Source organism: Pseudomonas sp. FME51 (genome assembly GCF_014897305.1).
Genome location: NZ_JABUYN010000005.1, coordinates 256,654 through 269,800 on the forward strand (window position 1 = coordinate 256,654; position 13,147 = coordinate 269,800).

General features: G+C 60.8%; 12 protein-coding genes. 1 reads left to right on the forward strand and 11 read right to left on the reverse strand.

What is annotated here, in order from left to right:
* Positions 1–36: 36 nt before the first annotated feature.
* The 8 genes from INT39_RS11300 to cysM all read right to left on the reverse strand — a co-directional run bounded on the left by INT39_RS11300 (position 37) and on the right by cysM (position 8,367).
* Positions 37–927, reverse strand: coding sequence for a DUF72 domain-containing protein (locus INT39_RS11300; protein WP_193074011.1), 891 nt, complete (start codon positions 925–927; stop codon positions 37–39).
* An 11-nt stretch (positions 928–938) separates the two neighbouring features.
* A complete protein-coding gene (locus INT39_RS11305; protein WP_193074012.1) occupies positions 939–1,238 on the reverse strand; it encodes a hypothetical protein in 300 nt (99 codons plus the stop codon).
* A gap of 119 nt (positions 1,239–1,357) precedes the next feature.
* Entirely contained in the window at positions 1,358–2,032 is a 675-nt protein-coding gene (gene tsaB / locus INT39_RS11310) for a tRNA (adenosine(37)-N6)-threonylcarbamoyltransferase complex dimerization subunit type 1 TsaB (protein ID WP_193074013.1), read from the reverse strand.
* Positions 2,033–2,131: 99 nt separating this feature from the next.
* A complete protein-coding gene (gene adk, locus INT39_RS11315) occupies positions 2,132–2,779 on the reverse strand; it encodes an adenylate kinase (protein WP_193074014.1) in 648 nt (215 codons plus the stop codon).
* 263 nt (positions 2,780–3,042) lie between these two features.
* Positions 3,043–3,870: a nucleoside triphosphate pyrophosphohydrolase gene (gene mazG / locus INT39_RS11320; protein ID WP_193074015.1), complete on the reverse strand. Its 828-nt coding sequence runs from the start codon at positions 3,868–3,870 to the stop codon at positions 3,043–3,045.
* A complete protein-coding gene (gene relA, locus INT39_RS11325; RefSeq protein WP_193074016.1) occupies positions 3,867–6,113 on the reverse strand; it encodes a GTP diphosphokinase in 2,247 nt (748 codons plus the stop codon). Before relA ends, mazG begins: the two co-directional genes overlap by 4 nt.
* Complete coding sequence (rlmD, locus tag INT39_RS11330; RefSeq protein ID WP_193074017.1) at positions 6,113–7,468, reverse strand: 23S rRNA (uracil(1939)-C(5))-methyltransferase RlmD; 1,356 nt, start codon at positions 7,466–7,468, stop codon at positions 6,113–6,115. Before rlmD ends, relA begins: the two co-directional genes overlap by 1 nt.
* Positions 7,465–8,367, reverse strand: a complete 903-nt coding sequence (cysM, locus tag INT39_RS11335; RefSeq protein ID WP_193074018.1) for a cysteine synthase CysM — start codon at positions 8,365–8,367, stop codon at positions 7,465–7,467. The genes rlmD and cysM overlap by 4 nt, the downstream gene beginning before the upstream one ends.
* A gap of 163 nt (positions 8,368–8,530) precedes the next feature.
* Here cysM and INT39_RS11340 point away from each other — a divergent pair, with 163 nt between their 5' ends.
* A complete protein-coding gene (locus INT39_RS11340) occupies positions 8,531–11,326 on the forward strand; it encodes an ATP-binding protein (RefSeq protein ID WP_413468920.1) in 2,796 nt (931 codons plus the stop codon).
* Here INT39_RS11340 and acpS read toward each other — a convergent pair.
* Genes acpS through recO form a run of 3 tightly spaced genes read right to left on the reverse strand, consistent with a single transcriptional unit; the run spans position 11,315 to position 13,145 of the window.
* Entirely contained in the window at positions 11,315–11,695 is a 381-nt protein-coding gene (gene acpS, locus INT39_RS11345; RefSeq protein WP_193074020.1) for a holo-ACP synthase, read from the reverse strand. The genes INT39_RS11340 and acpS overlap by 12 nt on opposite strands.
* Positions 11,692–12,435: a pyridoxine 5'-phosphate synthase gene (gene pdxJ, locus INT39_RS11350; protein WP_193074021.1), complete on the reverse strand. Its 744-nt coding sequence runs from the start codon at positions 12,433–12,435 to the stop codon at positions 11,692–11,694. Before pdxJ ends, acpS begins: the two co-directional genes overlap by 4 nt.
* Entirely contained in the window at positions 12,432–13,145 is a 714-nt protein-coding gene (recO, locus tag INT39_RS11355) for a DNA repair protein RecO (RefSeq protein ID WP_193074022.1), read from the reverse strand. The genes pdxJ and recO overlap by 4 nt, the downstream gene beginning before the upstream one ends.
* Positions 13,146–13,147: the final 2 nt, after the last annotated feature.

Genomic DNA, 13,147 nt, shown 5'->3' on the forward strand with positions numbered 1-13,147 from the left:
GCAAGGCAAGGCATCAGTGCCAAACCGCAGCCCAACTCAGAACAGTCCACCCTGCTGTGGCGAGGCCAATTGTTGCTCCTCACCCGGCCACGCCGCCATCGGCGGCAGGTCCGGTAAGCGCTGCTGCAGACGGGCGTGAAACAATCGCGCCAGTTCGGGGGCCAGACAGTTGTCCGGGGTGTGCATGAATACCACCGGGCTGCGCCCCTCCGCCAGCCACTGCACGCACTTGTCCAGCCACGGCTCCAGCCAACGCAGGCTCTGCTGATTATCCAGGCCACCAATGAAGCGCACCGTCGGAGACTGGGCCAACGCGATGGCATGCACCGGCAGACGCGGTTTGCGTCTCTGGGCATCCAGAGTCGCCGGATCGGTGGCGGTGCTGGCGAACAACCCGCGACTGTCGAACATGATGCGTTCCACGCCCCGCTCATGCAGCATGCGGTTGAGCTGCCGTTCGTTATCGTCCTTGCGGAAGAAATCCAGATGGCGCACTTCCACTGCATAGCGGTAGTCGCTCGGCAGTGCATCGAGAAACCGGGTCAGCTGCTCAAGATGCATCGGCCCGACACGCGCCGGCAGTTGCAGCCATACCGGCCCCAACCGCTGCTCCAGAGGTGCCATGCGCTGGAAGAACTGCTGCAATTCAGGCTGCCGCACGTCCAGGCGGTCGGCGTGACTGACTTCACGGGGCAGCTTGGCACAGAAGTGAAAGTCTGCCGGCAGCAGATCAGCCCAACGCGCCACCACGTCGGGACCAGGCAAAGCGTAGAAGGTGGTATTGCCTTCAACGGCGGAGAACACGCGGGCATATTCATATAACCTCTGATCTGCGTCGGCGCCACTGGAATACAGGGCACCACGCCACGCTGGCTCGGCCCATAAAGGACAACCGAGAATCAGGCGGGGAGGAACGGAATCAGCCACGGATACGAGGTTCAGACAAACAGATCGACACCAAACACCCCATCGGCATCAGCGTCCGGCAGACTGGCCATGCTCTGATAACTGGCCAGCGCCTGATTGGCATGGCCGTAGACCGGTTGACTGGCCCCCTGGCGCGCGGGAATGTACTCACCCGCCGCATCACCCGGCTGAATCGCAGGCGCAGTGGTTTTCGCCGGTTGCGCTGGCGCGTTCGGTTGCGTGACAGGGGCCACGCTTGGCGCAGCGGGTGCGGCAGGACGAGACGACCTTACCGGCAGCGCAGTGCTTGGATTGTAGCTGTCCAAACGCATGGTGAACGATCAACTCCGCTGGTAGTACAGAGGGCAAAGAGTAATCCGGTCCACTGCAAAACGCAAAATCAGCCGACCTTAGGATCTGTTGACGCTTCATCGCGAGCCGCGTTGCTGTGTCAACACACCCTAGGTGTGGCGACCTTGTCCCGCAGATAGACCGGCTGGGCATCCGCTGCATCCAGCACCTGTCCGGCCTTCCAGGCCGGTAGTGCCAGGCTGATCAGGTCGGTGGCATCGGGGAGCATCTGCGGCCAGCTACGCTCAACCGCTACTGCCAACCGCTCGGCATACTGCCAGCCGGTGCCAGCGCCTGCCGGGGCAGACAACTCGCTCGGCAGATCGACCTGATCCGGGGCACATACCCGCTCCGCTCCCGCCAGTGTCATCACGCCGTCAAGCAGGTGATAACAACCCCAGTAGACTTCATCCATGCGCGCGTCGATGGCGGCGCAAACTTGCTCGACGCCATACTCACGCCAGGCGCGCTGAGCCAGCGCCGCGAGATTGGAAATACCGATCACCGGTTTGCCAGCGGCAAAGGCCAGCCCCTGCACCATACCGGTCGCTATGCGCACCCCAGTAAAAGCACCCGGACCGCGCCCGAATACCAGCGCATCCACCTGATCCAGCTCGATGCCCGCCTCCGCCAACAGCTCGCCGATCATCGGCAGCAACAACTGAGCGTGCATGCGCGGCGCGACTTCGACACGATGGAACAGGCGTCCGTCGTGCAACAGGGCAGCGGAACAGGCTTCGGTAGCGGTATCCAGAGCAAGTAATGTGGCGGTCATCGAATTATCACGGAGAGTGGCAAAGGAAGGCGATTGTAACAAACAACAAGGCCCGTGCGGCGGGTGCCGGCACGGGCCTGTGACGCGGTAGCGGTCGACTCAGTTCAGAGCAGCCGATACCCGAGCGGTGATTTCTTCAACACTGCCCACGCCTTCAACGCGCGAGCATTTGGGCGTACCGTTAGCAGCTGACAGCTTCTGATAGAAGTCCACCAGCGGCTTGGTCTGAGTGTGGTACACCTGCAAACGCTTGCGAACCGTCTCTTCCTTGTCGTCTTCGCGCTGGATCAGTGCTTCGCCAGTGACATCATCCTTGCCGGCGTCGCGGGGCGCATTGTGTTCGACATGGTAGATGCGGCCGGAACCCGGGTGCACACGACGACCGGAGATGCGACCGACGATCTCTTCGTCGTCAACGGCAATTTCCAGTACGTGATCGATGCTGACACCAGCGTCCACCAGGGCTTCAGCCTGCGGAATAGTCCGCGGGAAGCCATCAAGCAGGAAGCCATTGGCGCAATCATCATGGGTGATGCGCTCACTGATCAGGCCAATGATCAGCTCATCCGACACCAGACCACCAGTGTCCATTACTTCCTTGACCTGCTTGCCCAACTCGGTACCGGCTTTGATCGCTGCACGCAGCATGTCACCGGTGGAAATCTGCGGAATACCGAACCGCTGGCAGATGAACTGGGCCTGTGTGCCCTTGCCGGCGCCAGGGGCACCCAAAAGGATGACGCGCATGTTGAACTCCTCAATCTGACTGAAACCGGGGCCGCCCACGACGGCAGTCGGTGGCTGGCATGCTCCACCCGGATGGTGGAAGCAGAGAATTCTGTACCTTTCCGCAACGCGAAAAGGGCGTTCAACATACACGCAGAGCCGTTTATGCACAAGCCAATTGCGCTTTGTCAATCGGCCTGCGAGGCCATTACAGAAGGTTATGGGGCCGTGCCAGCCGTCTACATGAAAAATCGTCCGCGACACCATGTCGCGGCAGTCAGAGGCTATAAACCCTGCTTTTTGGCCTCATCCCAGAGGTCATCCAGACGTTGCAACGGAGTGTCGGCAAAGCGTTCGCCCGCGGTTGTCAAAGCGGTTTCGATATACCGCAGTCGCCGCTCGAACTTTTCATTGCCGCCGCGCAGAGCGGTTTCAGCATCAATCTTCAGATGCCTGGCCAGGTTGACCATGGCAAACAGCAGGTCGCCCACTTCCTCTTCGATGGCATCCTGTTCGCGGCGGCCGATGGCTTCGCGTACTTCCTCCAATTCCTCGGCAATCTTGTCGATCACCGGGGCCACCGTGGGCCAGTCGAATCCTGCACCGGATGCCCGCTTCTGCAGTTTCTGGGCACGGCTCAATGCCGGCAATGCGCGCGGGACATCCTCCAATAACGACAGCTGTTCCGGTGCGTCAGCCTTGGCAGCCTTCTCCGCCCGCTCCTCGGCCTTGATCTGCTCCCAGCGCTCCTTGATCTGATGCTCTGCCAGCTGCAGCGTGCCCGGTGGTGTACGCAACTCCCCATCCGGGAACACATGGGGATGACGCCGCACCAGTTTGCGGGTAATGTCGTCAACCACCGCGCTCCAATCGAAATGCCCGGCTTCGTGACCCAGTTGCGCGTAGAAGACCACCTGGAACAACAGATCACCCAGCTCGCCGGACAGTTGCTCGAAGTCTCCTTCAGCAATCGCATCAGCGACTTCATAAGCCTCTTCCAGCGTGTGCGGCACTATGCTGGCAAAGGACTGTTGCAGATCCCAGGGGCAGCCATGCTGCGGATCACGCAGGCGTTTCATCAGGTACAACAGGTCGTCCAGCTGATAACTCATGCGCGACGCTCCTGACGGTTGCGCCGCACCTCGACCACGTTAGGCAGCTGGCCAATCCGCGCCAGCAGCCGACCCAACAGGTTCAGGTTCGGGATCTCGATGGTCAGCAGCATGCTGGCGTAGTTGTCGTCCTTGTTGGTGCGGGTACTGGCCTCCAACACATTGAGCTTCTCGTTGGCCAGCAACTGAGAAACATCGCGCAGCAATCCCGAGCGATCATAGGCCTTGATGTAGATTTCCACTGGGTAGGTCTGCACCGGCTCGCCGCCCCAACTCACCTCGATCAGGCGTTCTGATTCACGGTCCTGCAACTGCATGGCCGTGGCACAGTCGGCACGATGCACCGTAACGCCGCGACCCACAGTGATGTAACCGACAATGGGGTCGCCGGGTACCGGCTGGCAGCAGCCCGCCAGTTGCGTCAACAGGTTGCCAACGCCCCGGATATGCACATCGCCACGCCGCCCGGGTTTGCTCGGCCGGCGCGGAATCAGCTCCAGCTGCTCGCTGCGAACATCCGGCTCGACCAGTTGATGCGCCACATTGACCACGTGGGCCATGCGAACGTCACCCGAGCCAACCGCCGCGAACAGATCCTCCTGGCTGCGGATGCCCAGACGATCGATCAGCTTGGCATAATCAGCACCATTCAGCGCCATTCGGGTCAGCTCTCGCTCCAGCATGAGCTTGCCGGCCTGCGCGTTCTGCTCCCGGTCCTGCTGCTTGAACCAGTGCTGAACCTTGGCTCGCGCTCGGGAAGTATGCAGATAGCCCAGATTGGCATTCAGCCAGTCACGACTCGGCCCACCGCTCTTGCCAGTGATGATTTCGACCTGCTCGCCGGTCTGCAGCACATAGGTCAGCGGCACGATACGCCCGTTGACCTTGGCGCCCCGGCAATGGTGGCCAACCTCGGTATGCACGCGATAGGCAAAGTCCAGAGGTGTCGCGCCCTGGGGCACATCCAGCACATGACCATCGGGAGTGAACAGGTAGATGCGGTCCGGTTCGAAATCAACCCGCAGCTGCTCGGCCAGCCCGCCGATATCGCCCATCTCTTCGTGCCATTCCAGCACCTGACGCAACCAGGCAATCTTGTCTTCATAGACAGTCGAGTTGCTGTCCACGTCGGTGCCCTTGTAGCGCCAGTGCGCGCACACTCCCAGCTCCGCCTCCTCATGCATGGCATGGGTACGAATCTGCACCTCCAGCGCCTTGCCTGCGGGACCGATCACCGCCGTATGCAATGAGCGGTAGCCGTTCTCCTTGGGATTGGCGATGTAATCATCGAACTCGTTGGGAATATGCCGCCACAGCCCATGCACTATGCCCAGCGCGGTATAGCAGTCACGCACCTGGGGCACCAGCACGCGCACCGCGCGCACATCATAGATCTGGTTGAAGTCGATGCCCTTGTTCTGCATCTTGCGCCAGATCGAGTAGATGTGTTTAACCCGCCCGGAGATATCACCTTCGATACCCGCCTGCTCCAGCTCGCTGCGCAGCTGCTCCATGACCGTCTCGATGTACTCCTGACGATCCAGCCGGCGCTCATCCAGCAATTCGGCGATCTGCTTATACTTGTGTGGCTCCAGATAGCGGAAGGACAGATCCTCCAACTCCCACTTGATATGCCCGATGCCCAGGCGATGGGCGAGTGGCGCATAGATATCAAATACTTCACGCGCGACACGGTAGCGCTTCTCGTCGTCGGCATCCTTCACCGCGCGAATGGCACAGGTACGCTCGGCCAGCTTGATCAGAGCGACGCGCACATCATCGACCATGGTCACCAACATCTTGCGCAGGTTTTCCACCTGCGACTGGGTATTGAAGGTGTTGGCCTTGGCCGGGTTCTGCGACACGCTGATCGCCGCCATGCGCTGCACACCATCCACCAGCGCCGCCACCTCGGACCCCAGGCAGCGCTCGACCTCGGCCAGCTCGGTCTTGCGTTCACGCACGGCGCGATAGATGACCGCCGCCACCAGAGAACCCTGATCCAGTTTGAGGTCGGCAAGAATTTCCGCCATTTCCAGGCCGGTACGATAACTGCTGGCGCCGTTGGCCCAGCGGTGTTCGGTTTTGCTGGCCGCCTCTTCGAGTTCGCTGGCCCACTCACAGGCCTGCTTCAATACCTCAGGTTCAGGCAGCGGTACGCGCTGCTGAATCCGTTCGATCCAGGCATCGAGATTGACAGTCCCATCCTGATTGACCGGATGATCTGCTCTTACTTGTACCATTACGTTCTGTCCTTGCCAGACACGAAGAGTGCCATGGCTTCCACATGGGCAGTTTGGGGAAACATGTCCATTACCCCCGCCTGCACCAGTCGGTAACCTGATTCCGCCAGAATGCCCGCGTCGCGCGCCAGCGTGGCCGGATTGCAGGAGACATAGAGTATCCGCTGCAATTTATTCCGTGCCAGTGTGGCAACGAGCTCGGCAGCCCCGTCCCTCGGCGGATCCAGCAGGGCTGCCTGATAGGTACCATTCAGCCAGTCTGTTGCATGCGGCTTCGACAAGTCCGCCTGCAGAAAGTGCACATTCGCCAATCCATTCAACTGCGCGTTGCTAGCGGCGCGCTCGACCATTTCCGCACTGCCTTCGATGCCAGTCACCTCAGCACCCGATTGTGCCAACGGCAAGGCAAAATTGCCTACACCGCAGAACAGATCCAGTACGCTCTCGCCGGACTGCACCGCCAGCCACTCCAGCGCCTGGTTGACCATCTGCTGATTGACCTCGGCATTCACCTGGGTGAAGTCGCCAGCACTAAAACGAAACTCCAGTTGCTGATCGGCCAGCCGATAGGCCGGGTCGGGCATATCCGGCTGCAGCGCCTGCGCCGGGCCAAGCGAATCTGGCTGCAGCCGGCAGACCAGACCATGGGCCGCCGCCAGTGCTTCAAGCTGATCGATATCGGCCTGGGGCAATGGCTGCATATGCCGGACCACCATGCTCGGGTGCTCCCCGGCAATCAGCTCGATATGACCCAGCCCCGCACGCGCACTCAGTTGCTGCAATACAGCGGGCAATTCCCTGAGCACATTTTCAAGAAGCGGCACCAGAACGGGGCACTGCTCAAGCTCCACCAATTCACTGCTGGCGCGCTGTCTATAGCCCACCACCAACCGCTGAGCCTGGGGATCCCAACGCATGGACAGCCGGGTGCGTTGTCGGTAACCATACTCCGCCCCTGTCAGCGCCGGCATCCAGCGCTCCGGCTGCAACCCGGCAAAATGCTGCAATTGCTGGGCCAATGCCTGTTGTTTGATTTCCAGTTGAGTCCGACGCGGCATGTGTTGCAGGCTGCATCCGCCGCACAGAGAAAAGTGTTGGCATACCGGGTCCAGGCGCTCTGAGCTGGCCTCAAGCAGCTTTTCCATGCGCGTCTCGATCAGCTTGCTGCGGGCTCGTATTACCCGGGCATTGACCTTCTCGCCAGGCAAACCGCCCTCAACAAATACCGTGCGCCCCTGCCAACGTCCGATACCCCGGCCATCATGGGTCAGACGCTCAAGAGCCAGCTCGATCCGCTGCCCTATAGCCGCAGGTGCATCGGGCGCTCGTCTCGACTTGCCCCGGGATCTATTCATGAGCGCTCATCAAATACCCCGGTGGACAGATACCGGTCACCGCGGTCGCAGATGATCGCCACAATGATCGCATCACGGACTTCGGCATTGAGCCGCAGGGCCGCAGCCACCGCGCCGCCAGAGGACACGCCACAGAAGATGCCTTCTTCCCTTGCCAGCCGGCGCATGGTGACTTCCGCCTCTTCCTGGCTCATATCGACTACCTTGTCCACCCGCTCGGCATCGAAAATGCTCGGCAGGTAAGCCTTGGGCCAGCGGCGGATGCCCGGAATCGCCGCACCTTCGGTGGGCTGCAGACCGATGATCTGAATATCCGGATTCTGCTCTTTCAGGTAGCGTGACACACCCATGATGGTGCCCGTGGTGCCCATCGAGCTGACAAAGTGGGTCACCCGACCGCCGGTATCCCGCCAGATTTCCGGACCAGTGGTGCGGTAATGCGCTTCGGGATTGTCCAGATTGCCGAACTGGTCGAGCAACTTTCCCTTGCCTTCACGCTGCATCTTCTCGGCCAGATCCCGAGCGCCTTCCATGCCCTCTTCCTTGCTGACCAGAATCAGCTCTGCACCGTAGGCGGACATAGCCCATTTACGTTCGTCGCTGGAATTCTCCGGCATGATCAGAATCATCGGATAACCCATGATCGCTGCTGCCATCGCCAACGCGATGCCGGTATTACCGGACGTCGCCTCGATCAGCGTATCGCCGGGCTGAATCGCACCACGCTGTTCGGCCAGCTGAATCATCGACAGCGCAGGACGATCCTTGACCGATCCGGCCGGGTTATTACCTTCCAGTTTCAGCAGAATGGTATTGCCGGTATCGCCCGCCATGCGCTGCAGACGAACCAGAGGCGTATTGCCGATGCAGTCGGCAATGGTTGGAAACTCGCTAGTCATCATTCATCCTTCAGGCGGGGCAACAATGGCTTGCGCTGCCCGGCTGTGCTTTTTGATCAATCGGCCTATGATACCGGCAACAGGGAAAGGGATACATACATTGAACGAGCTCGATCCACCATCTCGACCGCGCCGCAGCCTGGGCATCAAGGCCCGCTTACTGATGATGACGCTCATCCCCACCGGCCTGATGGCGCTGGCGCTGGGCGGCTATTTCAGTTGGCAGCAGGTACGCGAGGTAGAGCAACAGTTGCTGCAACGGGGATTGATGACCGTCGAGCACCTGCAACGACCCGCCGCCGATGCTCTGCTGAGCGGTGAGATAAGCCGCGTCGGCTCGATGCTCGGTGCCGCGCTCAATCATACCGATGTTCGAGCGTTGACATTATACGACGCCAACATGCACAACCTGGAGCACCGCGGCCCGTCCATGTACCCGGCCGGCCAACCCCTCACCGGTATCGACATGACCGCCGGCACTGGCCTGCAGATTCAACGTGGAGAAAGCAGCAGCCGCTTTCTGATGCCATTGCTGGCCAGTCCCGACCTCCCCAATCATATGTTACGCCCAGACGTCGAGGCCGATAGCATACTGGGCTGGCTGGAAGTCGAACTGAGTCATGGCAACATGCTGCTGCACCGCTACCAGACCCTGCTGGCGGCACTGGTGGCGATTATTCTGAGTCTGGCTCTCACCGGCTTGGTGGTATCAATAATGGGCCGGCGCATCAGCAACCCTGTGGCACACATCAATACCGCCATTCGTCAGATCAGCCAGGGACATTTCAATGTACGCCTCGCCGGACAGGGTAGCCGCGAGCTGGATGACCTGGCGACCGGCATCAACAACATGGCGCAGACCATGCAAAGTGCCCAGGGCGAACTGCAGCAGAACATCGACCAGGCGACCGACGATCTGCGCCAGACACTGGAGACCATCGAGATCCAGAATATCGAGCTGGATCTGGCGCGCAAAACGGCCCAGGAAGCCAGTCGCATCAAATCCGAATTTCTCGCCAACATGAGCCACGAGCTGCGCACGCCGCTCAATGGCATTCTCGGCTTCAGCAGCCTGCTGCAGCGCAGCGATCTGAACGGGCGACAACAGGAATACCTGTCAACCATCGAAAAGTCCGCCGACAACCTGCTCGCCATCATCAACGAAATTCTGGACTTCTCCAAGATCGAAGCCGGCAAGCTGATTCTGGAGAATCTGTCATTCAATCTGCGTGATATGATCGATGACACCCTGACCATGCTCGCACCCAGTGCCCATGACAAGGGGCTGGAACTGGTCAGTATCATCTACCGGGATACCCCGCTGGGCCTGAGCGGCGATCCCATGCGTCTCAAGCAGATCCTCGCCAACCTGATCAGCAATGCCATCAAGTTCACCCATGAAGGCTCGGTCAGCGTAAGAGTCATGGCAGAGCATCAGGATGCGGATCAGGTACTGCTGCGCATCAGCGTCAACGACACCGGTATCGGTCTGTCACCGACGCAGCAGAAATCCTTGTTCAAGGCCTTCAGCCAGGCCGACAACTCGATCTCGCGGCAGACCGGAGGGACCGGCCTGGGGCTGGTCATATCAAAACGCCTGGTCGAACAGATGCACGGCGAGATCGGTCTGCGCAGTCAGCCGGGCGAAGGCTCCGAGTTCTGGCTGACCCTGCGCCTGAACAGATCCGCCCGCGGCGAGGACGAGCTGCCGGAGAAGCCCCTCCTGGGCATGCGCGCAGCACTGGTTGAGCCGCAGCTGCTGAGCCGACAGATGTTGCTGCACAGCCTGGAAGACATTGGCTTGTCGGTGCGCGTTTTTGACGACACCCAGCAGCTGCACGAAGCGCTGACCTCGCGCACCAACCGCGATGAGTCGCTGCAGCTGGCACTGATCAGTGTCCGCCATACGGCGACACCGCCGGGCGATACGCTGGAAATGGCACGTCAGTGGTCAGAACTGAATATCTGCAAGACCATAGTGCTGACCGACACCACAGAACATTATCCGCTGCTCGATCAACTGCCCCGCTCCATGTGTCAGGCGGTGTCGAAACCAGTATATACCCGCAAGCTGTATCGGGCCGTGATGCATCTGCTGGGTAACGACCCGGTGGCGACGCAGTCGCCTGTGTCACAACGAGCCCACGCGCTACGGGTGTTGTGCGTGGATGATCATCTGGTCAATCTCAAGCTGCTGGAGGTCTTTCTCGGCGATATCGGTGTAATCCCCCTCTTGGCCACCAGCGGCGAGGAAGCCCTCGAGCTGCTGACCGAACAGAGAGTCGATCTGATCTTCATGGATGTGCAGATGCCCGGCATGGATGGTCGTCAGACCACCGCCGAACTGCGCCTGCGTGAGGAAATCGCCGGTTTCACGCCGATCCCGATAGTGGCACTGACAGCCCATGCATTGAACAGTGAACGCCATCAGCTTCTGCAATGCGGCATGAATGATTATCTGACCAAGCCAATCACTACCGAGCAGCTGCGCCAGAGCCTGAACAAGTGGACCGGCCTGGTGCCGACGAATCAGGCCCAGACGACGGCCCTGCCCTCACCAGATGCCCGCACGTCGCCACCCCGCTATACACCCAAGGCGGCTGTTGCCGCGCCAAAGCTGCCGCGGCAACAGCCGCCATTGAAGATCATCGATCCGGAAGAAGGCCTGCGACTGGCCGCCGGCAAGGAAGACCTGGCCAGAGACATAATGAAGATGTTGCTGGATGGCTTGCCCCAGGACCACAGAAATATCACCGAGGCCCTTGAGTGCGAAGAGTGGGGCAGCCTGCGAGAGCTGATCCACAAGCTGCATGGCGCCACCCGCTATTGCGGAGTGCCGGAATTGCGAGCCCAGTGTCAGGCTGCGGAAACGCTGCTCAAGAAAGGTAAGAACAGCAACAGCGCGGTACTGGCTGTACTGGATGCCATCAATCGGCTACGCAGCGCGTCAGTCGCCTGACCAGACGGCAAATGCCAGTGCCTGCTCCCGCTCGTCGCTGAGTGACAACAGCATGCGCCCCCCGCCACCCTGCTGCAGGCGCTCCAGCGCCACGCCACTGAGTACCACTTGCGGCGCTCCCTGGGCGTCGTTGTCGATCTGCATGTAGTGCCAGGACATGCCTTTGGCCAGCCCGGTGCCCAGCGCCTTGAGGATGGCCTCCTTGGCTGCATAACGCTTGGCCAGATAGCGCGCCGGCTGAGAGTGGGCAAGATACCGCTGCATCTCGTCGGTGGTCAGGATGCGTCGAGCGAAGCGCTCACCCTGCCGCCCCAGTACCGCCTCGATACGACTGACCAGCACCACATCGGTGCCTATACCGATGATCATCGAGGTGCTTCTGCCCCCATGATCAGCGCCCGCATCTCCACCACCGCACCGGCAAGACCGGAAAACAGCGCCCGGGCAATGATCGCATGACCGATATTCAGTTCATTGATGCCGGGGATCGCCGCAATGGGTTCAACGTTGTGATAATGCAGACCGTGTCCGGCGTTGACCACTAACCCGAGCTTGCGGGCATAGGCGACCGACTCGCGGATACGCTGCAACGCCAGCTCCTGCTCGGCGCCGGTCGTTTCGGCGTAATGCCCGGTATGCAGCTCGATCGCCGGCGCACCGGCATTGCGTGCCGCCTCGATCTGCCGCGGATCGGGGTCGATGAACAATGACACCTCACACCCGTAACCCGCCAGCTGCTCCACTGCCTGCTGGATGCGTGCGCCCCCGCCGGCCACATCCAGACCACCTTCGGTGGTCAGCTCTTCGCGGCGCTCGGGCACCAGACAGACATGGGCAGGACGGATCTCAGCGGCGAAGGCAATCATTTCGTCAGTCACCGCCATTTCAAAATTCATCCGCGTCTGCAGTACTTCTGCAAGCAGCCGCACATCACGGTCCTGGATGTGCCGACGGTCTTCGCGCAAATGCACGGTAATGCCATCGGCACCGGCCTGCTCTGCCTCTATGGCCGCCTGGATCGGGTCCGGATAACGGGTACCGCGCGCCTGACGCAGAGTAGCCACGTGATCGATATTGACACCAAGCAGTACACGCTGCGGTTGAGTCACTGTTCGTCTCCTTTACGGGGTTGCCGGGCAAAAAGTTGTCGACTGACCAAGGGTCGGTCACCGAGATGCACGCCGAGCGCCTGGCGCATCAATTGCTTGGCGGCGCGCAGCGTGCTTGTATCAGTCCAGTCATCAGCGGCCATCGCCAGCAGCGCCTGCCCCGGCAGGCCAGCGCCGGCAACCAGCGGATCATGCACCCGCTGCAGGCCCTCGGCCGCGTGCCAGACGTAACGCTGCTGCGCACTGACAGGCAGCCCACTGGCGTCTTCGGTCAGGCTGAAACCATAGCCCAGAATGGCCAGCAGTTGCCATTCGAAGCGGCGCAGGATGGGTTCCACCTGATTGCTGCCCGCGAGTGCTTCGAGGGCGCTCTGGTAGGCGGCAAACAACATGGGTTGGGAATCGCCTGCGGACAACAGGCGGATCAGCAATTCATTGAGATACAGGCCACTGAACAGCACCTCGCCCTGCAGCTGGGCAAAGCCGCCGGCAACTTCAGCCTGGGTCAGGGTCTTCAATTCGCTGCGGCCGGTCAGCCCCACCAGTAGCGGCATGAACGGCTGGGGCGCAAGCTTGCGCCGCTGCCCCCGCGCGCCGCGCCAGACCACGCGTTGCAGACCCTGGTGCAGCGTCAGCAGATCAACCAGTGCACTGCTGTCCCGATAGGGGCGGCTATGCAGCACATAGGCCGGACTCAGCGATGGCTGCATGG

What these genes read in the sequence shown, in the direction of transcription:
- INT39_RS11305 (WP_193074012.1), bottom strand. Translation starts at nt 1,238, where the DNA reads ATGCGTTTGGACAGCTACAATCCAAGCACTGCGCTGCCGGTAAGGTCG.
- tsaB (WP_193074013.1), bottom strand. Translation starts at nt 2,032, where the DNA reads ATGACCGCCACATTACTTGCTCTGGATACCGCTACCGAAGCCTGTTCC.
- adk (WP_193074014.1), bottom strand. Translation starts at nt 2,779, where the DNA reads ATGCGCGTCATCCTTTTGGGTGCCCCTGGCGCCGGCAAGGGCACACAG.
- mazG (WP_193074015.1), bottom strand. Translation starts at nt 3,870, where the DNA reads ATGAGTTATCAGCTGGACGACCTGTTGTACCTGATGAAACGCCTGCGT.
- relA (WP_193074016.1), bottom strand. Translation starts at nt 6,113, where the DNA reads ATGGTACAAGTAAGAGCAGATCATCCGGTCAATCAGGATGGGACTGTC.
- rlmD (WP_193074017.1), bottom strand. Translation starts at nt 7,468, where the DNA reads ATGAATAGATCCCGGGGCAAGTCGAGACGAGCGCCCGATGCACCTGCG.
- cysM (WP_193074018.1), bottom strand. Translation starts at nt 8,367, where the DNA reads ATGACTAGCGAGTTTCCAACCATTGCCGACTGCATCGGCAATACGCCT.
- INT39_RS11340 (WP_413468920.1), top strand. Translation starts at nt 8,531, where the DNA reads ATGATGACGCTCATCCCCACCGGCCTGATGGCGCTGGCGCTGGGCGGC.
- acpS (WP_193074020.1), bottom strand. Translation starts at nt 11,695, where the DNA reads ATGATCATCGGTATAGGCACCGATGTGGTGCTGGTCAGTCGTATCGAG.
- recO (WP_193074022.1), bottom strand. Translation starts at nt 13,145, where the DNA reads ATGCAGCCATCGCTGAGTCCGGCCTATGTGCTGCATAGCCGCCCCTAT.